23 protein-coding genes and 1 tRNA gene are annotated in these 25634 nt (G+C 35.6%); 18 read left to right on the forward strand and 6 right to left on the reverse strand.

From position 1 onward, the window contains the following. The 4 genes from Z054_RS0119540 (at position 1) to Z054_RS0119555 (ending at position 5139) form a co-directional block, all read left to right on the forward strand. Positions 1-3228: an efflux RND transporter permease subunit gene (locus tag Z054_RS0119540; protein WP_024771729.1), complete on the forward strand. Its 3228-nt coding sequence runs from the start codon at positions 1-3 to the stop codon at positions 3226-3228. Further along, complete coding sequence (locus Z054_RS0119545; protein ID WP_241461431.1) at positions 3200-4570, forward strand: TolC family protein; 1371 nt, start codon at positions 3200-3202, stop codon at positions 4568-4570. Before Z054_RS0119540 ends, Z054_RS0119545 begins: the two co-directional genes overlap by 29 nt. A 127-nt stretch (positions 4571-4697) precedes the next feature. Beyond that, on the forward strand, positions 4698-4880 hold the full coding sequence (locus Z054_RS0119550) for a CPXCG motif-containing cysteine-rich protein (RefSeq protein WP_024771731.1): 183 nt from the start codon (positions 4698-4700) through the stop codon (positions 4878-4880). A gap of 186 nt (positions 4881-5066) precedes the next feature. Then, positions 5067-5139, forward strand: a tRNA-Met gene (locus tag Z054_RS0119555). 211 nt (positions 5140-5350) lie between these two features. Here the strand turns inward: Z054_RS0119555 and Z054_RS0119560 are convergent. Continuing rightward, positions 5351-6424: a hypothetical protein gene (locus tag Z054_RS0119560; RefSeq protein WP_024771732.1), complete on the reverse strand. Its 1074-nt coding sequence runs from the start codon at positions 6422-6424 to the stop codon at positions 5351-5353. 333 nt (positions 6425-6757) lie between these two features. Here Z054_RS0119560 and Z054_RS0119565 point away from each other — a divergent pair, with 333 nt between their 5' ends. From Z054_RS0119565 to Z054_RS0119575, 3 genes are all read left to right on the forward strand, one after another. Beyond that, a complete protein-coding gene (locus Z054_RS0119565) occupies positions 6758-7045 on the forward strand; it encodes a hypothetical protein (RefSeq protein ID WP_024771733.1) in 288 nt (95 codons plus the stop codon). Between the two features lie 251 nt (positions 7046-7296). Next, complete coding sequence (locus tag Z054_RS0119570; RefSeq protein WP_024771734.1) at positions 7297-7782, forward strand: J domain-containing protein; 486 nt, start codon at positions 7297-7299, stop codon at positions 7780-7782. Positions 7783-8227: 445 nt separating this feature from the next. Next, positions 8228-8626, forward strand: a complete 399-nt coding sequence (locus tag Z054_RS0119575) for a hypothetical protein (RefSeq protein ID WP_024771735.1) — start codon at positions 8228-8230, stop codon at positions 8624-8626. 292 nt (positions 8627-8918) lie between these two features. Here Z054_RS0119575 and Z054_RS0119580 read toward each other — a convergent pair whose 3' ends face one another. After that, positions 8919-9185: a helix-turn-helix domain-containing protein gene (locus Z054_RS0119580; protein ID WP_024771736.1), complete on the reverse strand. Its 267-nt coding sequence runs from the start codon at positions 9183-9185 to the stop codon at positions 8919-8921. 351 nt (positions 9186-9536) lie between these two features. Here Z054_RS0119580 and Z054_RS0119585 point away from each other — a divergent pair, with 351 nt between their 5' ends. From Z054_RS0119585 to Z054_RS0119600, 4 genes are all read left to right on the forward strand, one after another. Further along, entirely contained in the window at positions 9537-10214 is a 678-nt protein-coding gene (locus Z054_RS0119585) for a J domain-containing protein (protein ID WP_206538805.1), read from the forward strand. Beyond that, positions 10214-10978, forward strand: coding sequence for an N-6 DNA methylase (locus Z054_RS0119590; protein ID WP_024771738.1), 765 nt, complete (start codon positions 10214-10216; stop codon positions 10976-10978). Before Z054_RS0119585 ends, Z054_RS0119590 begins: the two co-directional genes overlap by 1 nt. 91 nt (positions 10979-11069) lie before the next feature. After that, the gene (locus Z054_RS0119595) at positions 11070-12770 is read left to right on the forward strand and encodes a ParB/RepB/Spo0J family partition protein (RefSeq protein ID WP_161635314.1); all 1701 of its coding nucleotides are present in this window, start codon (positions 11070-11072) and stop codon (positions 12768-12770) included. A 68-nt stretch (positions 12771-12838) separates the two neighbouring features. Then, positions 12839-13465, forward strand: a complete 627-nt coding sequence (locus Z054_RS0119600; RefSeq protein WP_024771740.1) for a hypothetical protein — start codon at positions 12839-12841, stop codon at positions 13463-13465. Positions 13466-13777: 312 nt separating this feature from the next. Here Z054_RS0119600 and Z054_RS0119605 read toward each other — a convergent pair whose 3' ends face one another. Both Z054_RS0119605 and mobF read right to left on the reverse strand, forming a co-directional pair. Continuing rightward, positions 13778-14251, reverse strand: coding sequence for a hypothetical protein (locus Z054_RS0119605; RefSeq protein WP_152538616.1), 474 nt, complete (start codon positions 14249-14251; stop codon positions 13778-13780). Beyond that, on the reverse strand, positions 14175-17105 hold the full coding sequence (gene mobF, locus Z054_RS0119610) for a MobF family relaxase (RefSeq protein WP_024771742.1): 2931 nt from the start codon (positions 17103-17105) through the stop codon (positions 14175-14177). The genes Z054_RS0119605 and mobF overlap by 77 nt, the downstream gene beginning before the upstream one ends. 245 nt (positions 17106-17350) lie before the next feature. On the opposite strand from mobF, the gene Z054_RS0119615 reads away from it, so the two are divergent. Then, positions 17351-18871 (forward strand): type IV secretory system conjugative DNA transfer family protein, encoded by a 1521-nt coding sequence (locus Z054_RS0119615; protein ID WP_024771743.1) that lies wholly within the window; start codon positions 17351-17353, stop codon positions 18869-18871. 2 nt (positions 18872-18873) lie between these two features. On the opposite strand, the gene Z054_RS0119620 is transcribed toward Z054_RS0119615, so the two are convergent. Both Z054_RS0119620 and Z054_RS0119625 read right to left on the reverse strand, forming a co-directional pair. Further along, positions 18874-19305: a hypothetical protein gene (locus Z054_RS0119620; RefSeq protein WP_024771744.1), complete on the reverse strand. Its 432-nt coding sequence runs from the start codon at positions 19303-19305 to the stop codon at positions 18874-18876. A gap of 36 nt (positions 19306-19341) precedes the next feature. Beyond that, positions 19342-20670 carry a hypothetical protein gene (locus Z054_RS0119625; RefSeq protein WP_024771745.1) on the reverse strand — a complete coding sequence of 443 codons (1329 nt, stop codon included), beginning with the start codon at positions 20668-20670 and terminating at the stop codon, positions 19342-19344. A gap of 220 nt (positions 20671-20890) precedes the next feature. Here Z054_RS0119625 and Z054_RS0119635 point away from each other — a divergent pair, with 220 nt between their 5' ends. Genes Z054_RS0119635 through Z054_RS0119660 form a run of 6 tightly spaced genes read left to right on the forward strand, consistent with a single transcriptional unit; the run spans position 20891 to position 25518 of the window. Next, positions 20891-22846 (forward strand): hypothetical protein, encoded by a 1956-nt coding sequence (locus tag Z054_RS0119635; protein ID WP_024771746.1) that lies wholly within the window; start codon positions 20891-20893, stop codon positions 22844-22846. A gap of 11 nt (positions 22847-22857) precedes the next feature. After that, entirely contained in the window at positions 22858-23595 is a 738-nt protein-coding gene (locus Z054_RS0119640) for a hypothetical protein (protein WP_024771747.1), read from the forward strand. 6 nt (positions 23596-23601) lie between these two features. Then, positions 23602-24030, forward strand: coding sequence for a hypothetical protein (locus Z054_RS0119645; protein ID WP_024771748.1), 429 nt, complete (start codon positions 23602-23604; stop codon positions 24028-24030). An 11-nt stretch (positions 24031-24041) separates the two neighbouring features. After that, a complete protein-coding gene (locus tag Z054_RS0119650) occupies positions 24042-24593 on the forward strand; it encodes a hypothetical protein (protein ID WP_024771749.1) in 552 nt (183 codons plus the stop codon). A 22-nt stretch (positions 24594-24615) separates the two neighbouring features. Next, positions 24616-25200, forward strand: a complete 585-nt coding sequence (locus tag Z054_RS0119655; RefSeq protein WP_024771750.1) for a hypothetical protein — start codon at positions 24616-24618, stop codon at positions 25198-25200. Positions 25201-25230: 30 nt separating this feature from the next. Then, positions 25231-25518, forward strand: a complete 288-nt coding sequence (locus Z054_RS0119660) for a hypothetical protein (protein ID WP_024771751.1) — start codon at positions 25231-25233, stop codon at positions 25516-25518. The last annotated feature ends 116 nt before the right edge of the window (positions 25519-25634 follow it).

The following is a 25634-nucleotide window of genomic DNA, read 5'->3' on the forward strand; positions in this document are numbered from 1 at the left end:
ATGCGTAAAATTATTGCTTTTTTTATTAAATATCACGTAGCGGTAAATGTGATTGTACTTGCATTTTTTGCATTTGGAGTTGTAGGAGCATTATCCCTAAAATCTTCCTTTTTTCCGCTAATTGATTCCAAAAACATCACTATAAATATTATATATCCAGGAGCTTCTCCATTAGAAGTAGAAGAAGGGATTGTACTTAAGATAGAGGATAACCTAAAAGGATTGGATGGAGTAGAACGTGTAACCTCAACTTCTAGAGAAAATAATGGAACTATAAATGTTGAAATCGAAAAAGGAAAGAACATCGATTTCATGCTGTTAGAAGTAAAAAATGCAGTAGATCGTGTACCTTCATTTCCAACGGGTATGGAACCTTTGGTAGTCGCAAAACAAGAAGCAATTCGACCGACCATCAATTTCTCTATAAGCGGAGATAATATACCATTGGTTACTCTCAAAGAGATTGCAAGACAGGTAGAAAATGATCTTCGTGGGATAGAAGGGATTTCCCAAATTTCTGTGAGTGGCTATCCTGCAGAAGAAATTGAGATCGCCATAAATGAAAAAAACCTATTAGCATATAATCTTAGTTTTAGTGAAGTAGCACAAGCAGTAAGTAGAGCCAATATTCTAACTACCGGTGGGACCATAAAAACAGACGCAGAAGAATATCTAATCAGAGCAAATAATCGTTCGTATTATGGTAATGAGCTTTCTAACCTGATCGTACGTGCAGATGCTACGGGAAGTGTGATACGTCTTAAAGATGTAGCAGAGATACGTGATCGTTTTTCAGAAACCGCTAATGCCACCTATTTTAATGGAGATTTGGCTGTTAATGTCGAAATCACAAGCACAAATACCGAAGACCTTATTTCTTCAGCAGAAAAAGCAAAAGAGTATATAGCAGAATTTAATGAGAAGTATAATAACGTACAACTTAATGTGATTAGTGACCGATCTATTACATTAGTACAGCGTACAGAACTTCTTACAGAAAATGCTATCATCGGAATGCTGCTGGTACTTGCTTTTTTATCCTTATTTCTCAATACACGCTTAGCATTTTGGGTTGCTTTTGGGCTTCCCATAGCCTTTTTGGGAATGTTTATTTTTGCAGGCTCATTTGGTGTGACTATAAATGTATTATCCCTTTTTGGGATGATCATCGTAATTGGGATTTTGGTAGATGATGGTATTGTAATAGCAGAAAATATCTATCAACATTACGAAAAAGGAAAAACCCCGGTACAAGCTGCCATAGATGGTACTATGGAAGTAATACCACCCATTATTTCTGCTATTATTACTACGATACTTGCTTTTGGTATTTTCCTGTTTTTAGATGGTCGTATAGGAGAATTTTTTGGAGAAGTTTCTGTAGTTGTAATTCTCACATTAACAGTTTCTCTAATCGAAGCTTTGATTATTCTACCGGCCCATTTGGCACATTCCAAAGCGCTTAAACCACAAGATTCAAAACCTAAAACAGGAATTGGACAACTATTTGCAAAATTACGGTATATCAATACGTTTGGAGATGCTATTATGCGATGGTTACGAGATAAAATTTATAGCCCGGCATTACGTTTTTCATTGCAAAATAAACTCTTTACGTTTTCGCTTTTTATTGTCCTTCTTTTTCTAACTATAGGTACCGTAGGAGGAGGAATCGTTCGAACTTCTTTTTTCCCTCAGATAGCAAGTGATCGAATATCAATCAATCTGGCAATGCCTAACGGAACCAATGAAAAGATAACAGATAGTATCATTTCTTTGATAGCAGAAAAAGCCTGGGAAACTAATGAAGAGCTAACAGAACAGTATTTAAAAGGACCCGAATATGCGGGTAAGAAATTATTCAAAAATGTGATTACCAATATAGGCCCCGGGTCGTCTTCGGCTTCATTAGTTGTTAATTTACTACCAGGAGAAGAGCGTCCCGATGCGGTAGGGTCGGCTATGGTTACAGACCTTATTAGTAAAAAAATGGGAGAAGTAGCTGGTGTAGAAAGCCTTGTGTATGGTAGTGGAGGTAACTTTGGTGGAAGACCGGTTTCAGTTTCATTATTAGGGAATAATATAGCAGAGCTGAAAGCTGCTAAAGCAGAGTTAAAAGGTGCATTAGTTAATAATTCATTACTGAAGGATGTTACGGATAATGACCCTGCAGGAATTAAAGAGATTCGCATAGAATTAAAAGAAAATGCATATTTACTGGGGTTAAATCTTCGGGATATTATGACGCAGGTGCGTGCAGGATTTTTCGGAGTGCAGGCACAACGTTTTCAACGTGGGCAGGATGAAATTAGAGTTTGGGTTCGATATGATCGGAATAATCGTTCTTCGATATCTAATCTGGATGATATGCGTATTACTACAATTAGTGGAGAACGAGTACCACTTAACGAAATTGCAACGTATAGCATAGAAAGAGGTGATGTAGCAGTTAACCATCTCGAAGGACGTCGTGAAATACAGATTTCTGCAGATTTAAAAGATGCAGAAACTACCAGTGCAACAGATATATTACAAGAAATTCGTACGGTGACTATGCCAGAGATTATTTCTAAATATCCAACAGTAACACCATCATATGAAGGACAAAATAGAGAAGCAGGTAAGCTTTTAGGGTCTTTAAGACCTGTGGGGCTTACCGTACTTGCATTGATTTATATAACCATTGCATTTACGTTTAGAAGCTATAGTCAACCATTATTACTCCTATTACTTATTCCATTAAGTTTACCAGCAGTGGCTTTAGGACATTGGGCACATAATTTTCCTATCAATATATTATCCATGTTGGGTATTATTGCTCTTATAGGAATTATGGTTAATGATGGCTTGGTACTTATTGGTAAGTTTAATAGTAATCTTCGGGAGGGGTTGAGTTTTGATGAATCAATTTATCAGGCAGGAAGATCACGTTTTCGAGCTATTTTTCTTACCTCACTTACCACTATTGCCGGGTTAGCACCTTTATTATTAGAAAAAAGCAGGCAAGCGCAATTTTTAAAACCTATGGCTATTTCTATAGCCTATGGGATTGGTTTTGCGACCATATTAACCCTATTGCTGTTACCATTATTTTTATCGTTTAGTAACAATGTAAAAGTAAGAACCAAGTGGTTAGTTACCGGAAACAAGATTACCAAAGAAGAAGTAGAACGCGCCATTAAAGAACAAAAAGAAGAGAATGAAGAGCATCATGAATTGCAAGGGTAGTAGCATACTAAAATTAGTGTTCTTTCTGTTTTTGATTTCTGGAAATGTAATCAGTCAGCAATTAACAAAGCAGGAAGCAATACGACTTACCTTAGAAAATAACTTTGGAATATTAATCGCTACCAATAACATAGCTGTAGCAAAAAACAATAAAGGAGTTCTTAATTCTGGATATCTACCTACGTTAACCGGTAATGCCGGAGCGAATTATCAATCTGCCAATAGCACAACATCTTTTGGAGGAGCGATAAACCCCAATACGGGAGAGCCTCGTTCTGATATTGAAATTGAAGATGCAGAAACGCAACGGTATAATGCAGGGTTAAATCTTAATTATACGTTATTTGATGGTTTGGGGCGGTTTTATAATTATAAGAGATTAAAAGAGCAATATAATCTTACAGAATTACAGGCGAGGGAGACTATAGAAACTACGATTTTGCAATTATTCTCTGTATATTATGAAGTAGCCAGGTTGTCTGAAAATAAAGAGATTCTTGAAGAAACACTTCGTATTTCGAAAGAACGTATTTTAAGATCTAATTACCAGTTTGAGTACGGTCAGAATACAAAACTTAATGTGCTTAATGCAGAAGTTGATGTCGCTAATGATAGTATTAATTTACTAAATACAAGGCAACAATTAATAAATACAAAAAGAGATCTGAATGTAATTTTGGATAATGACTTAACATATGAATTTGAGGTGGATACCATTATAAAATTTATCCCAAAACTTGAGTTAGAGGAGTATCTATCAAAATCGACAGAAAATAACATAACGCTTTTACAAAATGAAAGTAATATTCGAATTAGCGATTATGATATCAAAGTAAGTAAATCTGGATATTTACCTAGCATAGGATTAACAGGATCATATGGCTGGAATGAAAATCGAAATCCGCCTTCAGCATTCTTTCCTGGTAATGTTTCAGATACCTACACACTAGGGGCGGGAGTAAGCCTTACCTGGAACCTCTTTGATGGAGGCAATACGATTACAAGAGTAAAAAATGCTAAAATAGCGTTGGATAACCAGGAAATTATAAAAAGTCAGATAGAGAAAGAGGTAAAAAGAGATATCGCTAATGCGTTAGGAAATTATGAGAACCGTTTGAGTGTGTTTAAGATTCAGCAGCAGAATGTAATCACGAATCAAAATAATTTTGAGCGTTCGCAAGAACGTTTTAAACTAGGTCAAATAACTTCTATAGAGTTCAGGCAGGCACAGATCAACCTGATTTTGGCAGAAACCAATAAGAATTCGGCAAAATACGATGCTAAAATTGCAGAACTTCAGCTATTACAGTTAACAGGGCAGTTGTTGAATATAGAATTCTAAGGAATAGAATACCAGTCTAGATAAATTTTATAGAATATCAAGGTGTCACTTTGAGTGATTTTTAAAGAAAATTATTAAAATCAAACTCTTGATCATATAAAAGAATAAGAGGTGTTATATTTAGTTTATGTTCGAATACCATTTTCAATGTCCATATTGCTGGGAGGAAATATCGATGCTTTTGGATCCTTCTGTACCGTATCAGGTATATGTTGAAGACTGTGAAGTATGTTGTAACCCTATTGAATTGCATCCACGATTTGAGAACCGAGAATTGGTATCTTTTGAAATATTGAATATCGAACAATGATAATAAATAGCTTATTACAAGAGTGTTATGATATTTTATATTTTTTTAATAAAAATAGTGTTGTTTAAATTAAAAATGATTGTATATTTGCACTCCGATTACAAGATGAGATATGAACAGGATATAATCGGCAGTTCTTATAAAAGAAAATTTACAAATCAGGTTTCTGATTTACATAATATACATCGCGGGATAGAGCAGTAGGCAGCTCGTCGGGCTCATAACCCGAAGGTCACAGGTTCGAGTCCTGTTCCCGCTACTAGCAATGATAAGGGTTTCAAGAAATTGAAGCCCTTTTTTTATTGCCTTCCTAAAACATACCTAAAACAAAAGATAGTTTTGCTCGATGTGTTCTTCATTTTTCCCCTGTCAATTTAGAAAGGTATTTGTTGCTTTATTATTTGTTCAGTATTTTATCTTTGATGTAGGGTATTTTAGATATTTAGACTTTTTATAAGTTAAAGCAATGATTAAATTCCTTCAATATTCCATTTTTCATTGAAATAAATATTTATTGCATCGGCTTTAGGTTTAATCGGTGTCAGTTTACTAATAATAATGTTGTATGCCCATTCTCTGTTGTCCATTTTTATATCTTCTACAGTACTGTATCTCAAATCTATTTCTGTAATTAAATTATTAATTTCTACCCCTATAATTGTTAAATTATTTTCTATTGTATATAGATATTCACCTAATAGACATTTTGTTTCTTTAGTCATGAAAGGAGAGGAGTTTAATTGTGATAATTCAGTATAATGCTGAACATAATCATTTGATATGTATATATAAGTTAATCGGATAAAGTTGGGATCCTCTTTACGCATTTTAACTTTATATCCAGCCTTGGGTATAACTTCTCCATCTGGTAAATCATTACCAATTAATGGAATGTTATCAAGAGTCCAAAAATATACTTTTTCACCAAATGCAGATATATCTGGTTTATCAGTTTCGAACTTGTAATGAAAAAAATCATCAATTAAAAAATTTAAATTTTTTTCTATGATCTCGGTGTATCCCAGCCTATGTATAAATTCAATTTCGGAAGGAGCGTTAATCAATTCACTTATTCGATTAAATTTAATTAATTGTTCACCGAACAGTTTTTCTTTACCTATTTTTTCTTCTTGGTGTTTTGATAGCTGGGTCATCATATTTGACACCATTTCGCTCGTTTTCTTATTTTTATAGCGTTCTTTGAAGTAATCTATAATATAGATACCTAGAATAAGAGTTAAAAGTAAAATTCCTAATGTAATAGTGATTTTAAAATATATTTTTAATTTCTGAATTCTTTGTGAAATAATTTCTTGTGCAATCTTAAATCTTTGTGTTTTGGTTAACCCAAGTGTGTTTAATTGATTTTGAAGATGTATGCCGAACACTTCTGATTCTAAGATATTTGATCTTTCTTTACTTGGAATACTAGCAATTTTTTTGTTTTTTGCCTTTAACTTAATTTGATAAGCTTTAAGAATAACAGCGATAATAAATGCTACCAAAGCAATGGGCGTAGTTATATCTTGAATTGTACTCCACATAATTAATGGTTTAGATTTTCAATATCATTACTATATTTAAACTTTATATGAAAAAAAATCCCTCAGGACAAAATGTTGCACTTGAGGGGTTGTGTTTATAACATAAATATAACAAATTAAATCGTAATTTTTTCCTATGATTTCACATTCTCCGATTTCGTTTTTAAGAGCAGTGATTATATATAATTACATACTAAGATAGGGCTGGGATAAAGCCTCTACGGCACGTCTTTTTAAAAAAGCGGTATACCTAAAGGCAGCCTTCCGACCTTTTTAAAAATGATGCGCCTGCGCGCCCCGTATTTGTTTTTCCCTTTTCGCCCAAAACTCTGCATGCAATTAATAAACACCTTAAAAATAGAAATCATGGAAAATGCAAAGAAAATCATTATCGGAAAAAACCTTAAAGCTTCAGAAAAATTTGGAAACTCTTTAGTAGAAGGTGCAATATGCCTCGACAGTTTAAAAGATGAAAATATTAAGAAATTCACTTATGAATATGATGGTAAAACTTATCTGAATATCAAAGTCGTGGAACGTAGAGAACCTTCAAAATTTGGTAAAACACACTACATCGAAATAGATCAGTTTGTACCACAATCACGAGAAGAGGCTGAATAAGCTTTCTTTCCTTAAAGATCAATCCTCTCATCACTATTGGTGAGGGGATTTTTTATGTCTCCTTTAATTATTCGCATCACATATGACCCATTCACAGATTTAAAAAAGTGGCTTTGTTTTTTTAACGGCAAATCTAAAACCAAAAATCCAAATGCAATTTCACTTCCCTCATTGCGTCATTGGATTCTTTGATTTTGCTGCACATGGCATGAAAAAACAAAACCACATATTAATTTTTAAATCTAAATGTCATGACTATTTACGATGCAGCAAAAATCCTTGGATTAACAGGTGAGATCACCCCTAAAACAACCAAACAGGCTTTTAGAGAAGCCTCTAAGAAATATCATCCAGATGTTAACCCTGCTGGTGAGGATATGATGAAAATTATCAATGAAGCTTATGAGGTTCTAAAAGACTATCAAGGTCAAACCAAAGACCAACAAACTGATTACGGTGATACATTGAACGAAGCTTTAAACAGTATCATAAATCTTTCAGGTCTGGTCATTGAAATCTGTGGCTCATGGATCTGGATCACTGGAAATACCAAAGATCATAAAACAGCGTTAAAAGAGGCTGGTTTTAAATGGGCATTTAAGAAACGTGCATGGTATTTCAGACCAGAAGATTATCGAAGCAAATCAAAAGGCTCAAAATCACTTGATGAGATCCGTAGCAAATATGGTTCACACTCTCCTCAACAACCTCACAACAGACTTAAAGGAGGGCGCTAAATATAGCCCTTACTTTATAAGCCTTCATCATTAGATGAGGGTTTTTTTATGCTCGTTAATAATGGTATTTACATTGAGCTAGAGGTGTCAGTTACCTTGTAAACTAAACGATGTTCCTTATCGATTGCCTCTATCTGTGTTTTTAATTCCAGTTTGAAGCTGTCACCCTTTCATTGTTTTAAGCATCATATTTAGAGTTAATGTCTCGACTTGGCTTTGGCAATCTCTCTACTCTTATGCAAATATAGTCGCTAGATTTCCAAAAGGAGGATGCAAGACCAAGCCCTTCGGGGACACGAACATTTTTTGAGAAAAACAAAAAATAACCGCTGCCATCTTGCCCGTCATGCTTCGCGCCAATTATTGCACCGCTTTCGAGATCACAAAAGCCAAATGGATCGAAAAAGCATTTAAAATAAATGTTTAATCTTAAATATTAGAAATTATGGCAGGAACAGCAAAACAAAATGGAGTAGAAAAAAAGACTCCAGCAGCGAACACAAAAAATGGTGCAACAACAAAAACAACACCACCAGTGAAAAAGCTTGCACAGGAAGCAATTGATGTAAAAGTCACTAAATCCTTAGAAGAGCGCATTACCAACTTTGAAAAGCTCAAAGGGTTAGCAAATCAAAGAGAGAGATTAACGACCACATTGAATGATCTAAACAAGTTTAAATTCAATAACGGCGATAGTTGTGTATTTTCAATTAAAGATGAAAATTACAAAGAGTTCAAAACATCTAATAATAATTTAATCCAGATTGTTACCGATGTTCTTCAGGAGACATTAACATCCCGAAAAACAGAGATTGAAAATGAAATTCTAAACTTTGATCTTTAAAAATCTTTTTCTCAATAATCCTCTCACTTCACTGTGAGGGGATTTTTTTATGCTCTCTTGGCAAAAAAATAGCCCCATCGGATCATCCTGTGGGGATTTAAGACAATGGGGCTTGGTGCGAACACCTATCTTTTTTAAGATGTACATAGATGTATAGAATAATAGAGGGGTGTTCAAGTGTGAAATTACAGCATTCTTACCTCATTCATCCTTCACAAAATTACACTAAGTCAAAGCGAGTTTGTCTTATCTTAAATCTTTGCTCGGTTCATGTCGTTAAGAGCTGCTTTTCTTATTTTTTGATTTTACTCTGCACGCTCAGGACGGCTCTTTGTGTTTTCCCATCTTTAAAATCATTAAGAGCAGAAACTATAATGCCAGGATCAACGCTCAGTACTTTTGATATCTTCAGGAGGTTAAAAAGAGTGGTGTCATAAACGCCTTGCTCAATTTTACTAATTGTCGATAAACCTAGTCTTGAGTTTTCGGCTAAATCCTCTTGTGTCATGTCCTGCTTATTACGAAGATATTTTATAATATCTCCAAGCTCAGTTTTCATGTTTTCTTTATCTTGATTAAGAATGGGCAATACAAAAATCTCGCATATATACAATTAAGATTGGATAGTTCTTGCATTTGTAGCAGTCCCTCTTTAATTTGGTAATTAACTGGTAGTATACAACCATTTAGAGGGGCGGTATTCTCCCACACAAGTTTATCGCTCCTCGTTTCCCTTTTAATAAATATGTATCGCCTCAGGCGATGCTTTTAACGGGAGTCATTCCAAAGTATGGAATGGCTTTTTTTCTGTATCAGAATCCTTGTCTCAATTCGTAAAGCGTAAAAGCTAAAAATAATCCGAAGATTTTACTGCTTTCCGTCGTGAACTAGGAAAGGCAATAAAATTTCGTTGATTTTCACCCAAGCACTTCTCGCGAAGTGTTTTTCCCTTGACGGATTCAGCCGCTTTGTAGCGACAATTCTTGTCGCCCCAAAAAAATTATGTTTTGGGGCGCAAGTTCATTTGAAGAAGGTTTTTGCTCTAATAAGCAAACGTTCAGGCAAGCCGAAACATAGACAACAATTAAAAAGGAAAATTTTAATGAATATCTATGATGCAGCAAAAATACTTGGAATTTTTGGAGAGATTACACCAGAGAAGACAAAAACAGCTTATCGGGCAGCCTGTAAAAAATATCATCCTGATATTAACAAGGCAGGCGAAGAAATGATGAAAATCATTAATCAAGCTTATGATGCACTTAAAGATTATCAAGGCGAAATTAAAGAACAACAAACAGATTACAGTGATTTATTAAATGATGCGCTTAACGCCATTTTGAATATATCTGATCTTGTAATTGAAATTTGTGGCGCGTGGGTTTGGGTGACAGGGGATACACGAAAACATAAAGATGTTTTAAAAGAAGCCAACTTTAGATGGGCATCAAAAAAGAAAGCGTGGTATTTCCGCCCAGAAGATTTTAAGAGCCGTTCCAAAGGCAATAAAACACTTTCAGAAATCCGTGAAACTTACGGTTCATATGCTCCAAAGCGTTTTATTCCTATGATTCAAGGGGGTGCGTAATGAAAATTCAAGCACTCAAAAAAGACTTTATCAAAACCATTGATGAAATGGATCGTTCTAAACATAGGCAAGAGCATTTTAGAAATTTTTGTGAAATGTCTTATTGCGCTCATGCAAAAATCACAGCTCAAAACCAGATAAGAGCAGACAAATTAGAAGATCAATATATGTCTATCGTTGGCACTTATAAAAATAAAGATGATGTACGTTTAATGCCTAAATTGGTTGGTCTGACAATCCAAGCACTTCACGAAACAGGGTGTGATTTTTTAGGCGAACTTGCAGCGGAACTTGGCGCACTTGATAAGAAAAATGGACAATTTTTCACGCCTTATCATGTTGCTAAACTTATGGCGCATATCACATTGCCCGACATTGAAAGCCTTATCAAAGAAGATGGTTTTTTTACATTAAACGACCCCGCAGCGGGTGCGGGTTGCATGGTTTTATGCGCTGCTGACATCGTACAGGAAAAAGGCTTTGAGCCTATGGACTGTATGAGTGTGCAAGTCACAGAACTTAATAAAAGTACCTATCATATGCTTTTTGTTCAGCTTGCTTTGCGCGGAATTGCTGCGGAAGTTATTCATGGCAATTCATTATCACTAGAAACATTTGAAAGTGCATATACACCTGCTGCAATTCCTTTCCTTGGTAGGCATGGGCGCATGTTCAAAGAAGTGCTTAAAGCTGAAATACCTGTTCGGGCTGATTTTGAAGTCATGCCGATATTAAACGCCGATCAACTCGATTTATTCAAATAATAGATTTCACCAACGAGCAGCCCGTAAAGGGCTGTTCCACGGTGCAATTTTGCATCAATAAATATAAGGAGAACTTAAAATGACACTTCAAATGATACCACTTAACCAAATTAAACCATCAAAAAACAACCCGCGTAAGAGCTTTGACGATCATACGATTGCAGGACTGGCCGCAAGCATTAAAACAGATGGGCTTTTGCAAAATCTTGTCGTTGCCAAACCCAAAGGCAAAGCAAAAACCTATACTATAATTTCAGGAGAACGTAGATTTAGAGCATTATCTTTATTAGTTGCGAATGAAGATTTGCCAAAAGATTTTGATGTTCCTGTTAAAATAGAGGATGGCTTAACAGATGAAGAAATGCACCGCATCGCCACAATAGAAAATATACAACGTGAAAATCTATCCCCTTTGGAAGAAGCGGCGGCAGTTGTTGGCTTGTTACAAGATCATATGAGCCTTGATGATATTGTCGCGCAAACGGGTTTAAGTCTCTCCACAATAAAACGCCGACTTGCTCTTTCTGCTTTATGTGATGAAGCAAAAGCAGCCCTTAATAATAAAGAGATTACATTATCCCAAGCCGAAGCCTTGACCGTAGGAACGCAAAAACAGCAAGTCGATTTAATAACACAACGCAATTTATCTCATTTTGATGTTGATGATATTAAGGAGTATATGACTGATGATAAAGCCTGTCTTTCTCATGCTCTATTTGATACGAAACTTTATAAAGGAACATTTAGCAGTGATTTATTCGGAGATGATGACACCACTTTTTTTGATGACATGGATGCGTTTTGGACATTGCAAAATGAAGCCATTCAAATCCGAGAATATGAACTGTCATTAGATGGCTTTGCTCCTATTGAAATTATTGAAAGAGGGTACTTTTCTGATTGGCAATATTCGCAGCCAGAGGAGGACGAAACTGGTGGGGCTGTTATTCATGTCATGCCATCTGGAGAGGTTGAAATTCATAAAAACCTCATCAATCGCAAACTTGATGAAAAAGCTGTTGAACTTGCGGAAGCAAAACCACGCGCCACATATTCAAAGCCTATTTGTGAATATATCGCTATGCATAAATCAATAGCGGTACAAGCTGCCTTACTGGAAAACCCACGCATCGCAAAAGAGCTTGCTATTGTTCAAATGCTATCGAGGAGTAATGGCATTAAATTAGATTTGCATAACTGTTTGTCTTATTTTGATGAAGAAGAAAGTCAGTCAAATTCGTTTGAGACTATAAAGACAAGTATAATATCGGTTTTAGCGACCTTTAAAATACTTGATAGTGATGAAATTCCATATCTTATATATTCTTTTTTTAACAATTATCGTAATTCAGTAACAAGCTTAGATTATTACATAATCCTTAAAACCCTAAGTAATGAAGAGCTAGAAAACATGCATTCACTTTTAACCATATTATGCTTTGGTCAATTGCAAAGTGATCGGCTTGATACAAATGAGGAGAGTTTATTTAACCGTGTTGCTCAGGATTTAAAAGTTGATATGTCAGAATGTTGGATACCAGATGAACCATTTTTGAAACGCCGTAATATGAGCCAGTTAAAAGAGATCATTAGTGAAAGCAAATTATCGCATCTTTTTGGGACTGGTGATGGTTATAAGAAAGGTAAATTGGTCAAATCTATGGCTGATAATTTTAAGCGCATTCGTTCTTTAGAAAAACCGTCTGCCAATGAGCAAAAAGCATATGATTGGACACCAGAAGCGTTTCAATTTCCTGCAATAGACCCTGATAAAATTATGCCAAGTGAATAAAATAGCATGTCCTCGCGCCTTATCTGGCGTGAGGCTTATCTTTATTCTATGGTGTTTAAGAGGACTAAATGACGTATAGCATAATTAAAAAATTCTTTTACACTGAGTTTTGTTCTTGGCCTGATGAAATCGAGCTTTGCGTAACGCCTCGTTTGCATGACCAAATTGAGAGTGCGCGAAATATTTTAAAATATAACTCCAATGTTCAAAAGCTCTATATAGAAGTACCATCAGAGGTGATTTCAAAACAAAGCTTTATTGATATGCAATATGCTTGTCGTTTTGAAATGCATAGCATTATCGTTGAAGATGTTCATGTGCGTTATTATGTGGAATCAGCATGGTCTAAAACGATCCGCGCCGAATATGATTTCACACATCTTATACCTCATCCCGTGATTGAAGTTTTAAACAATGAAAACCAAGCTTTGGATGCAAATATAGCCGAGCGTTATGGTACACAGGATTCTGGTGTTTTATATGAAGTGCAAACCTTAACCGCTTCTGATGGTTGGCTCAATACATGGTCAGTTATAGATGATGACAATAAAAGCATTCCCCAGACCTTTACAAGCTATCGAGCCGCACAAAAAGAAATTGATGAACATATCGCCGATACCAACGAGGCGATTGAAAATGGTGATCTTGATGCGGTTATAGATGAATTTAGGATTGTTAAAATATCGCAGATTTAGACCTTCATGATTGCCATTTTTTAAATTTAGGTCATTTGTTACCCGGCACGAAAAAGTGCAGGGCAAAAACCACCCGCATTTAAAACGCGCTGGAACAGATGAAAGCGACTTTAAGAAAAATAAATTCGTTACAACAGTTCCTTTTACCACCGCACATAAACCCTATTAGTGAAAAAACATCCTTCATTAAATACTTGTTAGCATAATCTGGGGTGAATTTTTGTTTAACAAAAAGAGGGGACTGATAAGTCCCTTAAACTTTTAACTTCCGAAAAGCGAAGCGTTCGGACAATAGTCGCGCCAGCGATTTTTTTATTCAGAATAAAATGTAATTTTAGAAATGAAGATTTCTGTTTTATGATTGTCATGCTTTGTTTTACTTTCTGCAATCCAATCTACATTTTGATTACTCATATGATCTGCGAGAATTTCAAGATTACGCCCCTCAATATTTATTGCCCTTTTACCTGCGTGAATAGTTAGACCTTTATCGGCATCGTAGTCCATATAAGAAATTCCAATATAAGGCTGATAGAGCCTATTACCGCCTTTGAACATGATTTTAACGGATGCTGTTTTATGCGCCTCATCTATCGCAAAATATTTACGTGTGATTTTTGGCTCATCATTTTTAAGCACAGCTTCATTGGCTGGCGTTTTAAACGTCAGATTTTCAACTGGCTCTTTTGGTTCTTCCGTGTCCTGTTCTTTAGCAGGGTTGCGGTTCTTCCATTTCTCCGCCAGCTTGTCCGTGTTGAGGTTGTTTGTATTCTTGCTCTGGCTCATGATTCATTTCTGTTTTAAAGTTTTCATACGCAGGCTTAATATGGGTATCTATATACTCACGCATTCTATTCATATGCGTTTGATGTTCTTCTATTTCTTGATCTCTTAGGGCTTCTTTACGCTCTGCCTCTTGTTTTGCGGCTTTAATTTCGGTTGCGCTCATTCCCTCATTGCTTTTAGAGATGGCATCTTTAAGAGCGTATTTATCATCGGTATAAATGAGGCAGTTTTCACTTCCTCTTGATACAGAGACATAGAATTGTTTGTCATAGGCTGCTTTACCCGCTGATTTATCCTGAGACACAATCACGGTTTTTGCTGTTTTACCTTGAGATGCTGGTGAGGTTGTCACATAGCCATGATCTATATGGTGGTTGGTTTTTGGAATGGTTGCACCATTTTCAAGGATGATATCCCCGCGCCAATCAAAGCTTTTAATCTTATAATTTTGCCCATTATGAAGGGCTTTACCCTCTAGGCTTTTGGTGTTTTTAGTAATACGGATCATATCTTTACGGGCGAACTGGATTTCTTGCTTGTTATAGACTTCAAACTTGCCCTTATTTAGCAAAGGTAGAACTCTTGTGTTTTCCTCTTCCTCTGATTTGATGTGAACATTGTCTTTATCGATACTGTTTACGATATACTGCAATCCTGTTTTAAATCCTCTTACATATTGGTGAAACTCAATCGCATCACCTTGATTATAATTATTAGGGTTTTGTTTTTGTTGAGCCGTTAATTGCTTAGAGCGCAATGCATAAAAGTCTTTATCCTTTTTGCCTATACGCCCTTCATCACGTAGTTTTTGACGGATTGTATCGGTCAGAATGCGCCCTTGTTTTTTGCTAGGGGAAACAATGATTGCATCATCGTCTTTTTTCTTAGTATGCGTTAAATATGCATTAGCGACATGTTCATGACGGGCAGCCTTGTTTTTAATCTCAATGATATTATCGTTTTTGTTCAAGGCTTCAAAAGCCGTTCCCATTTCTTCTTTGCGCTGTGTTTCGTTTTTTCTGCCAATAGCAGATGCCATTTTCTCAACGACTTTTTTATAGGTTTCTACATGACGTTGACGCACGATTTCATTAACTCTTGCAGCTTTGACCTTTGATATTGTTTCAATGAGTTTCATGCCGCATCCTGCCTCAACGGAAGAGTGTTGTTTCCAATCTCCTGAAAGCAATAGTCGCGCATTTTGCTTCTCTGCTATTGTGATAAGCTTATTCATAGTCGGAACACCAACAAGCCCTGCTTCATCTATTCCTATGACACCGCCGCGCATTTGTTCTTGCATCTTTGTATCGACTAATAATCTCGCAATTGTATCGGCATTTTCAAACCCTTCTTTGCGCAACACGTTTTTAGCAGCATCGGAAGAGGGGGCGAACATATGGAGTTTCTTATTGCCGTATTTTATACCTTCTTGAATTTCTTTAAGCAGGGTGGTTTTTCCTGTACCAGCATCACCCGATACAAGGATAATTTTATCCTTGCTGTTTAGCACATGATCAACTGCCATTTTTTGCCCTTTGGTAAAATAAGGCGCATCTATTTTATAATTTGGATTAAGGGCTGGCTGTGTTGCTTTGCTGTCGGCTGCGCGTTCGATTAGATATTCTTCTTGCTGGTTCATCCAATCGGTTGTTATGAACTCAATGCCTTTTTTATTTGTGGCACTTAAGATATTATCTCGCGCTTCTAAATTTTGTTTTACTTCTTCAGGGGAAACTTTGCCATTGGTAAGCCTTAATGCATAATCTAAAACACGGTTTTTTTCTATGCCAGAATTACGCTCCATAAAATGCTGTAAGGCTTGATTAATGGCAATGGTTGTTTGGACTGATTGTTTGATTTCTGGCGTTGCTTTTTCTTGATTAAAATCAATTGAAATAGCCCCCGAAGTTTTATCCTTACCATTGCTTTTTTTAGCGTTCACAATTGCGTGATATTCGCTTAAAGATAGACGATCTTTCCAGATAGAATTTAACTCATTTTCAGGAACAGATTTGTTCTTATCATGACGTGTTATTCGTCCTAATTTTGCTTTGTGTTTTGGGTCAGATATTCCCTCTTTTTGAGCGAATGAATTTATCTCCTCATTACGGGTTGAATATTTCTCAATGACTTTGCGATCAACGCCTAAAATTTCCCAACGCTCATCTGTATCATATGTTTCATATCCTGCTTTTTTAAGGTTCTGCCTCATGGTGGAATGATAGAACGCTTCGTAATAAGGGGATTGTTTTTTAACGCCGTAAATCTCTATTGCACGCCATCTATTTTGTTTCTCAAAATATGTTGCATTAATGACCGCGCAATGAGAATGAAGCTGTGGATCTGGCACATAATTTTTGCCCGATTTTAAATCTTGTAATGTTGGTCTTGTCGTATCATGTAGAAATTCTGCATAAGCAATGTTACCCGTTTTAACGTATTCTTTTCCTCTACCTTTTCCTTGTGTTCCGATCTGTGTTTGGATATTGGTTTCAACCTCAAGCATGGTTTTTTTGACCGCATCATGATGCGCATTGATGATATCTTGATCACCTGTTATGGCATGCATAACAGAAACAGATTTAACAGGCGAGAATGTGAAATCATACATCGGTCTGCGATTTGCTGAGTTTCTTGCGGTTAATCTATCGCCTGTATTTGGGTCTTGATTGTGCAATAGGTTTTCAAAATCTTGCGCCTTCACATCACCGCTTAATCCAAGTTTCATTGCCGCATTTCCATGCCATTGACCGATCACTTGCTCCTTCTCAGAGTAGTAATCATTCATCGCTAAATTCACCCGAAAATAGGAAATAGCAGCGGCGGTATTTTTACTTGGTTCAATGCTTAACATTCATCAATCTTTATTCTTGTTGTTCTACGACGTTTCAATATGTTCCTGTCGGATTTGTCATAAAATTTCAGTAGACTTCACGTCTTAGCAAGCTAAGACATCTACAAATATATAAAAATAATCCTTAACTTTGAATCAGTTAACGCAATTAGAGGTTGTTCTATCAACATTAGGAATCACTGAATCATATAAAATTCAATGAAAACAGATGGCTTGATTCCAGCCTTGAATCAGAAAAAAAATCTATGCAAAGCGACAAAATATACGAGCTGTTAAATAAAACCCTTTTCACATGGCCACAGCACTCATCTGATAAATTTACAATTGGAGATTCCTTTGAAGGGGTGCAAATTTTTGGTGCAACTGGATCGGGAAAAACGAGCGGAAGCGGAAAACATATTGCCAAGTCATTTTTAAAAAATGGCTATGGTGGTTTGGTTCTTTGCGCCAAACCATCCGAGCGTAAAACTTGGGAAGCTTATATTAAAAATGCTGGTCGAGAAAAAGACATGGTGATTTTTTCTCCTGGGCGTAGGTCTTTTAATCCAATTGCATATGAGCAACAACGCTTTGGAAAAGGCGCAGGTGAAACGCTCAATATTACCAATCTCATTATGAGCCTGAATAATCTTGCACGTAATTTTATGGCAGGTGAGGGCGGTGAAAATGGGAGTGAGAAGTTTTGGGAAAATGCTGTGCAAAGAGCGATATCAAGAATGATTGATTTGCTCAAATTAGCGGGCGAAGATTTAAGTATAATGAATATGCGTGAGGTGATCGTAAATGCTCTTACAAAGGAAAATGCAGAGCAGTTTTTACAGATCAATAACATTATGAATGATCCAGAATCTGGTGATGCAGATATAAATATTGCTTTTGAAAAATTACAGCTTATGCAAGAAGATAATTACTGTTTGCGCTGTCTTTTAAAGGCAATTGAACGAGATGATTTGACGACCTCACAGGAGAATGCAAGATCTCTGGTTCAGAGTTATTTTTTTAAAGAATTTGCATTACTTTCTGAGCGCACAAAATCGATTGTGATTGAGCAATTTTTAGGACTGATTGCACCCTTTGAAACGGGCTTACTTCAAAAGCAATTCTCATCTGAAATTTCAGATGATCTTTGGCCAGAATTAACCTATGAAGAAGGTAGAATTATCATCTTGGATTTTCCTGTTAAGGAGCATCTAATTGCAGGTGTATATGCGCAAGGGCTTTACAAATTTATCTTTCAACAAGCTATGGAGCGAAGAGATACAGATAAAGAAGAAAACCCTCGTCCATGTTTTTTATGGGTCGATGAAAGTCACCTATTTATGAACCCTGTCTATGATGCGTTGTTTCAATCAACGGCGCGCTCATCTCTTTGTGCAACTGTGCTACTTTCGCAAGGGATTAATAGTTATTACGCTGCAATGGGATCAAGCAGAAGTGAATCGCGCACAAAATCCTTATTGATGAATTTAACAACAAAGATTTTTCATGCATCAAACGATCATGACACCAACACCTATGCATCTGATTTGATTGGTCAGGATTTTAGGGAAATGACATCTATTCAAAGAAAACATACTGAGCTTGGTCAGGCGACACTTGCAGAGCATTTATTCCCGAAGGTTTTTCCGCATGAATTTACCATGCTTGAAAAGGGGGGAGATAAAAGCAATGGCTTTAAAGCTGAAGCGATTATCTTTAAAAGCCCCTCAAGAGGCTGGTCTACGAAAGAGACATATCTAAGGTGTAAGTTTGCACAGAGGGATTAGATTTACATCAAGTCAAGAGTCTTCATTTCTTCTTTGAGTTTTTCAATTTCATCTATGCCAGTATATTTGTTCATAGAAAGGCTATAATCTATTCTGCCCGCATATTCTAATATTCGTTGCGCTTTTTCTGAATCTGTTAAATTTGGTTCTGGTAAGGCATCAATTTTATCTTGAATAAGTTTCATGACTTTTTCACCTTCCCATTCTAGAAGGAGATTGGGGTAATCATCCCTTAAGGTATCCTGAAGAATAGTTAGCTCAACATCCCATTTAGAATCTTCTAGAAAACACGCAAGATTTTCCACTTCTAATCCTGCATCAACTCCGGCACTCTCATAAAAATTATCAGCCAATGTGTCTAGTTTACCACCAAGTATATATAGTCGACTAGTTTCAGTACATTCTTCATTTGGTCGTCGTTGAATTGGCACCACTTACCACCCTTATCTTTATTTTATAATGTGGTATTTTTACAATTCTATTTTATTTTTGTCAAGTTTATGGGAAAGAATGAAGAATGATATTTCCTGACAGATTTTTTCTTGTTCTTCAGCAATATTCGATATTTTTATTCTTTGAATATTCGCACTTATTTTTTCTAATGCTTTTAACCTTTCCGAAATTGCACCGTCTTCATAAATAATTAAAACATATTTGCAATATGCGATAGCCCAACCCAATTGTATGAGCGAAAAAGAGGCTTTGTCTGTTTTTGTCAGAATGATAATAAAATAGCGTGTTTGTTGTAATAATCTTAAATTATTGAATGGATGTATAATTTCTTTAGCATTTGTAAGACCCGTATCCTCATATCTAATTTGAAAGTCCTGAAATTCTTTTTTTAAATTGTGAATGATATTTTGAATGGTTGCTTTTTTTAACTCAAGTGTTGTTTCGTCATTAATCAATCCACTTTGTGGTGTGGAGAGAAATATAATTGGTTTTTGAAGCTCTAAAAATCGATTCTCAATATGTTCTAGACTAGGAGGAGCACATTTTGAAACATATCCGTGAAGTGTGTCTTTATTAGGGATAAAATTTGGTGCTTTATAATAATTCTTTTTTTTATTAGAAAGATATCTTCGAATAGCAGGATCAATAGCATTGAATTTTTCTTTATGATCGATACTTGAAACTAAAATGGGTTTAGTCGCTTCATCTGTATAGTTTTGATGTGTTATTTGTTCTAATAATATAGAGCCCGATAGAACTCTTAAACGATCAAAAGTACTATACGTGCCAAGCATGATTTCATTTTCTATACTATGAAAACAAATTTTTAGATGAAGTCTTTTTCTCTCATCAGGCGTGTTTAAATCAAAAAAGATCACATTATCATTTATAGAACGGTACTTTCCTTCATAATTTTGACTGAATCCGTCAGGTACATTTTCTAATGCTGCATTAAACTCAGAATGTGTTTTTAACAAGCCTCTTCCGATTTTAGGATATTTATCATATTTACTACTGCCAATATCTAAAAAATAGAAAAACCAAATTCTATCTTCAAAAGGATGTTTCAGAGATTGAAAATATTTTTTAGCAAACCGAATAATTGTTTTGGCTTTACCGACATTACTGTCCGAATTAAAAATGAATGATGAAACAAGTGGACTTATTTCTTGATCTTTTAAAATCTTCCTACATCCCTCTATAGAAGACCTCTTTATCCCTGTGATTCCATTTTCATCAAGCCATTTCGTAAAATGATTAAGTCCTCCTGAACTTTTTATTATTTTTTTGTACCAAGCATCTAACTCTTCTATCAAGATTTTTAGCTCGCCTTTATAATCTTCCATAAAATGATGTGGGAATTTTGCTTTTCAATTTAACAAATCCGATTGGATTTAAAAACCTGAAATTGGATTTGTTTAAATCCAAAAGATTTTTGTTGAATTAGATTAAATCCAATAAAGTGCTTTTTGCCAGTGTTTTACGGGTGTTTCAGATTGTTTTTTGGCCGAAATTTGACCAAGGTTTATTTCTAAACACATTGTTTAATCTAAAAATATTTCAATTATGGGAACAAAAATTATAGCAGGATTGGCGCAGAAGCTGCGTTTTCTTGCAAAGCAATCACAGCAGAAAAAAGATGTTGAAACAGAAAACGAGAAGACTAATTTTCGTGTCGGGAAAGAATATGATACAGAGCAACTAACATTTGAACGTTGCAACACACAAGTTTTTGAAAAAACCCTAGAAGGTTTAGAACAAAAAGCCTTGAGAGAGAACTTAGATGAAGCCACTCTTAACTATCATTGCGATTGCGTTAAAAATGAAATTGAAAGAGCAGTTTCTACAGAAATACATTTACGACAGAACAAAGCTGAGAAATTAGACGTTTATACGGGTATTCATAACGAAGATTATATTGAAGAACATTATCAATCGCGTAGTGATTATCATACGCATCAAGAACAGATGAAAGTTGATAAGAGGTTTAATACATTAAAGAAGCAGCAAACACAGCTTGGATTTATTAAAGATGAGATTCAACTAAAACAAAACATTGTTGATACTCACGAAACCCCGCCTCTTGTACGTAGCTTTTTCAATATCAAATTTGTCTATGTTTTCGTGCTGAGTAGTTTTGCTATGGGCGATGGTATTTTAGTATTTAACTCTCTGCAAAATCTCGGGGAGGGTGTACCAAATAGTTTTTTATTGTGCCTGACGCTCTTGATTGCTTGTGCGGTATGCATTGGCGCTCATTATACAGGAGATGCTATGGCTAAGAAAGGCGCATCAAAACCATTCTGGGCAGCATTTTTAATTTCAATATTTTTTGTGTTTATTTTAGTTGCCTTGCGTATTGATGGAGCATCAATGACATTAAGTCTCCTGAACCTTGCCTTTTTTGGCATTGCCTGTCTTATTTCTTACAAACGATCTCTAACCAGTGATTACTGGTCTGTATGTTCTCGTTTAAAAGTTCTCAAAAATCGTAAAGCACATTTAGAAAACAATCTTTTATTCGAGCAAAAAGCATTCGAAGCAGAAACAGAATCTGTTTTATTATCTGTGCGCCACTGGGTCAAAGAAGAAACCACAAAAGATATTCTGCATAATAAATTAAAAGAAAAAAACTTGAGTAAAGCGATTGAGGGCATGACTAAAATCTTGCTGGGCTATCACGGACGTATAGAAATTATTCGCAAAATTACGTTAAATAAAATTGCTTTAAGAGAAGCACGCAAAAAACGAAATAGTTTTAGAGTTTTTGATTTCGGGCTAACGGCCCAGATTAGATCATTATTTGCTAGCATTCTGGTTCTTTTTTGTCTTGCATCTTGCACAAATGATGTGGAGCAAACAAATACGGTAGTTTTATTAGACTTAACAGCAAGTGGTAATGCTATTCCAGATTCTCAAGCTGTTTTATCACATCTGTCTATGGATGCTGGACAAGTGACCTTAACAGCCATCAGTGATGCTCATTCATACCCATACCAAACAGTTGTTCTTCCAGCACCAGCTCCGTTTTTGGAAGCTGTGAAAGAGGAAGAAGATATGCGCATAGCCAATTTTGAACAACGCTTTAAAAGTGCTTATGATGCGTTACCATTGCCATTGGAAGACGTAACTCAAAGCCTCATCTTCTCTGCCTTGGCACAGAGCTTCAAAGCTTTATCTAAAACAAAAAATGGGAAGCATCGACTGATAATTTATTCTGATTTAATTGAGCATGAGGCAGGAGGGGTTAACTTCTATGCATACGCCTCAAATCCTCGTATATTATTAACAGGTTATGATGAAATAATGGCAGCGTTTAGAGCAGAATATGATCCTGAGAAACAATTATTTGTAAAAAATTTAGAAGTCGTAATTTATTATTCGCCAACGAAAGCTGCTGACGAGTTATGGAGGTTTCAGCAGCAATTTTATACGCGCTTTTTTAAAGAGTTTGGAGCTGCCTCTATAGAGTATCTCCCATTTTATATTGCGCCAGATAATACGATATCTCAAACGAATTAAAATTATGAATTATGGGACTGCACGAACAACTACATAATACACCACGTTATAGCGATAATATGATCCTCGTTGGATTTTTTCGCTGGAAAGGTTGGGCTACACTTAGAGATACTTTGTTTAATAGACACATACGCATAGGGCTTTTCATATATACGGCTTTTGTGAGAACCCTTGCTATTCTAGCGGAATGCTTTGCCTATCCTCTTAGGTGTTTTTTTCGCCATAAAAGCGGAAAGCTGGGCGGAAATGGATTTTTCATGCTGGGTTTTTCAGGATGGATGATAGCCCTGTTTAATAACGAAAGCTCTTTCATCGGTTACTATTCATACATATCTAAATCTTTCGAGTTTATCTATGTTTTGATCTTTACATGGCATTATGAGCAATTCGCAAGTGATGAATTTATAGCTGCACTTTGGCAACCGCAAAGCAGTGCCTTGACCATATTTCTATGCTGCTTTTTAGTTGCTGCTATCATCCAGATCATCACTCGAAAATTAGGCTATAGAAGCTCAAATTCTTGGTCTAAAGGCCAGAGCGTTATTTGGTCTGTAACTCACAAATATGTGCGCTTATCTCGCGGATTTTGGGAGGTACTTTTTGAAGCATCAGCAGTGGTGGTCGTGGGTCTTCTTGTGGATCATTTTCTAGCTGACTTTCGCTTTGCACTCTATTTATATATTTCTGCATTTTGCCTTTTTGCGCAAGAACTTGCAGATTATTTAGCTCGTGTACCATTTCAAAAATAATCTATTATGAGTAAAATTACGTTGTTGAGCATCCTAATTCTCCTCTATCCACTTCTGAAGATAAGATGGCGCAAACTCCTTGGTTCAAGCCGAGTTGCAGCATTTATCAGCGCAAAAATGCTGCGCCCTATGGTGCAATATGTTGCGCAATTTCGAGAGTTATTTTCTAAGAAAAAACACTCCCCGTTTATGGCTCTTTTTCTGAAGCATTTCGATGCGCAAAAGGGTGCATTTCAAGATCGGGCTTTACGCAAAAAAGTTTATGACCAGCTTTATGATAGGTTGAGCCAGGGAACGAATTACAAATCACTATACAGAATAACGGCCAGTCATTTGCATCCCGATAAGCTGCGAACATCAACGTTAAGTGAGAGGGAACTCAACGATGTTTTTAGATATTTTCAAAAGCATTTTAAACATCCAGATAATTTTTAAATTTTAAAATTATGAATAATACGACATATGATTTATACGAACAGCCTCAACCAAAGAGAATTGAGACCATTGCCAAACTTATTGCTGAAACAGAAAATGATACGCTTATGCGACGATGCGCAGAAAAACAAAGACGCGCAAAATTAAAGCAAGACCTTGATATCACGATTTTTTACCACCGTATTTTTAACAGATGTGTTCATTTGATTGTGTCATCGAAAGGGTATTTTGAAAACGCTCATTTTTGGTGGCTGCTTAATCATTGTGCAGATAATAAAAATGACCCACATTTTAGAACTGATGTTGCTAAGAATGGTCGCACGATTAGGCACATTCCTGAGTCTTATAAATCTTTGAATATAGAAATAGATAAAGCAGAGTTCACGCGCTTTGAGGGATTTGCTCCTCCTCTTAATCCCTTAAGGAGGAGAGCTGTATTAAATAGAATAGAAAGCTCAATTCAAGAATTGCACTATTATTATAAGACCGAGGATTTTTATGATCTATTGCATGATGTTTTAAACGATCCATGGAAATATTTAGGTGACACACATAAAAAATGAATTTTATTAAAACACGATTACTATGAGACTATCTAATTTATTTAACAAAATAAAAAGTTTAAGAAAACCTTTCACTAAAACTGATATTGATAAACAAAAACAACTCTTAGGAGATATAAAACCGTTTGTCGAAAAACAAAATAGAGAAGAAATGGTGCAACAAAATAACTTGTCCGATAAAGCTGAGGGCGAAATACAACCGTTTACTGATGAAACTCTGAAAGATGCAAAAAAAGAATTAAAAAATGACAAGGATAAGTTAACTAACTTACAGCCAGTTCCAGAACCAACAATAGGAGGCCCTAGAATGGATTTTGCCAGTTTTAGAGCTACTGCGGATAAATTAAAAAAGCATATTGAAAATAGGGAAAATGAAATAAATCGCATGGAAAATATTTTTGATAAAAACAGTAAAGATTTTAATCAAGAGTTTAGTTTAAAAGGGGTTGGTTACTCTAATCATGCAATCAAAGAGATTGAACGAAATGTTGATTATCAAGAAGATATATTGAGTTCTTCTAAAGAAAACCTGATTAATGAATTTAATAATGTATCTTCAAATGATGTGCAAAAAGATTCTAGCCCTGATTTAGAGCCCGAAATTTGAAATATTTAAAAAAATATGCTAGGTTCAATTATGGAAGATTTAGATAAAACAAAAACTAAAGATGTTCTTTGTCCTGATGGAATAAGAAGAAGTATCACAATGCCTGAAGTTAATTGGGAATGTTATGAGTTTCTTTTGAAGTTTCTTTCAGAATTAGAAATCACAAATACAATTAATGATTATCGTGAGCAACATTTGTTAGATAAGAATTACTCTTTTGAAGAATTTTATTCTAATGGTATTGCCATTATGTTCAATTCCATTAAAGATCAATATTTAGAGCAAGAGTCTATAGGCAAGATTTCATCAAACGGCTGATACGACCATGACAGAATTTGGTTATTTTATGATCCTTTTAGGGGCGTTGATGCTCCTTTTCTATCTGCAAGTTTATAACCAACCCAACCGCTTGAACCAATTAAATATAAGGGCGT

It is taken from the genome of Aquimarina macrocephali JAMB N27 (assembly GCF_000520995.1).
Lineage (GTDB): Bacteria > Bacteroidota > Bacteroidia > Flavobacteriales > Flavobacteriaceae > Aquimarina > Aquimarina macrocephali.

Coding starts and splice junctions, on each gene's coding strand:
- Z054_RS0119540 (WP_024771729.1), top strand. CDS start 1: ATGCGTAAAATTATTGCTTTTTTTATTAAATATCACGTAGCGGTAAAT.
- Z054_RS0119545 (WP_241461431.1), top strand. CDS start 3,200: ATGAAGAGCATCATGAATTGCAAGGGTAGTAGCATACTAAAATTAGTG.
- Z054_RS0119550 (WP_024771731.1), top strand. CDS start 4,698: ATGTTCGAATACCATTTTCAATGTCCATATTGCTGGGAGGAAATATCG.
- Z054_RS0119560 (WP_024771732.1), bottom strand. CDS start 6,424: ATGTGGAGTACAATTCAAGATATAACTACGCCCATTGCTTTGGTAGCA.
- Z054_RS0119565 (WP_024771733.1), top strand. CDS start 6,758: ATGCAATTAATAAACACCTTAAAAATAGAAATCATGGAAAATGCAAAG.
- Z054_RS0119570 (WP_024771734.1), top strand. CDS start 7,297: ATGACTATTTACGATGCAGCAAAAATCCTTGGATTAACAGGTGAGATC.
- Z054_RS0119575 (WP_024771735.1), top strand. CDS start 8,228: ATGGCAGGAACAGCAAAACAAAATGGAGTAGAAAAAAAGACTCCAGCA.
- Z054_RS0119580 (WP_024771736.1), bottom strand. CDS start 9,185: ATGAAAACTGAGCTTGGAGATATTATAAAATATCTTCGTAATAAGCAG.
- Z054_RS0119590 (WP_024771738.1), top strand. CDS start 10,214: ATGAAAATTCAAGCACTCAAAAAAGACTTTATCAAAACCATTGATGAA.
- Z054_RS0119595 (WP_161635314.1), top strand. CDS start 11,070: ATGATACCACTTAACCAAATTAAACCATCAAAAAACAACCCGCGTAAG.
- Z054_RS0119600 (WP_024771740.1), top strand. CDS start 12,839: ATGACGTATAGCATAATTAAAAAATTCTTTTACACTGAGTTTTGTTCT.
- Z054_RS0119605 (WP_152538616.1), bottom strand. CDS start 14,251: ATGAGCCAGAGCAAGAATACAAACAACCTCAACACGGACAAGCTGGCG.
- mobF (WP_024771742.1), bottom strand. CDS start 17,105: ATGTTAAGCATTGAACCAAGTAAAAATACCGCCGCTGCTATTTCCTAT.
- Z054_RS0119615 (WP_024771743.1), top strand. CDS start 17,351: ATGCAAAGCGACAAAATATACGAGCTGTTAAATAAAACCCTTTTCACA.
- Z054_RS0119625 (WP_024771745.1), bottom strand. CDS start 20,670: ATGGAAGATTATAAAGGCGAGCTAAAAATCTTGATAGAAGAGTTAGAT.
- Z054_RS0119635 (WP_024771746.1), top strand. CDS start 20,891: ATGGGAACAAAAATTATAGCAGGATTGGCGCAGAAGCTGCGTTTTCTT.
- Z054_RS0119640 (WP_024771747.1), top strand. CDS start 22,858: ATGGGACTGCACGAACAACTACATAATACACCACGTTATAGCGATAAT.
- Z054_RS0119645 (WP_024771748.1), top strand. CDS start 23,602: ATGAGTAAAATTACGTTGTTGAGCATCCTAATTCTCCTCTATCCACTT.
- Z054_RS0119650 (WP_024771749.1), top strand. CDS start 24,042: ATGAATAATACGACATATGATTTATACGAACAGCCTCAACCAAAGAGA.
- Z054_RS0119655 (WP_024771750.1), top strand. CDS start 24,616: ATGAGACTATCTAATTTATTTAACAAAATAAAAAGTTTAAGAAAACCT.
- Z054_RS0119660 (WP_024771751.1), top strand. CDS start 25,231: ATGGAAGATTTAGATAAAACAAAAACTAAAGATGTTCTTTGTCCTGAT.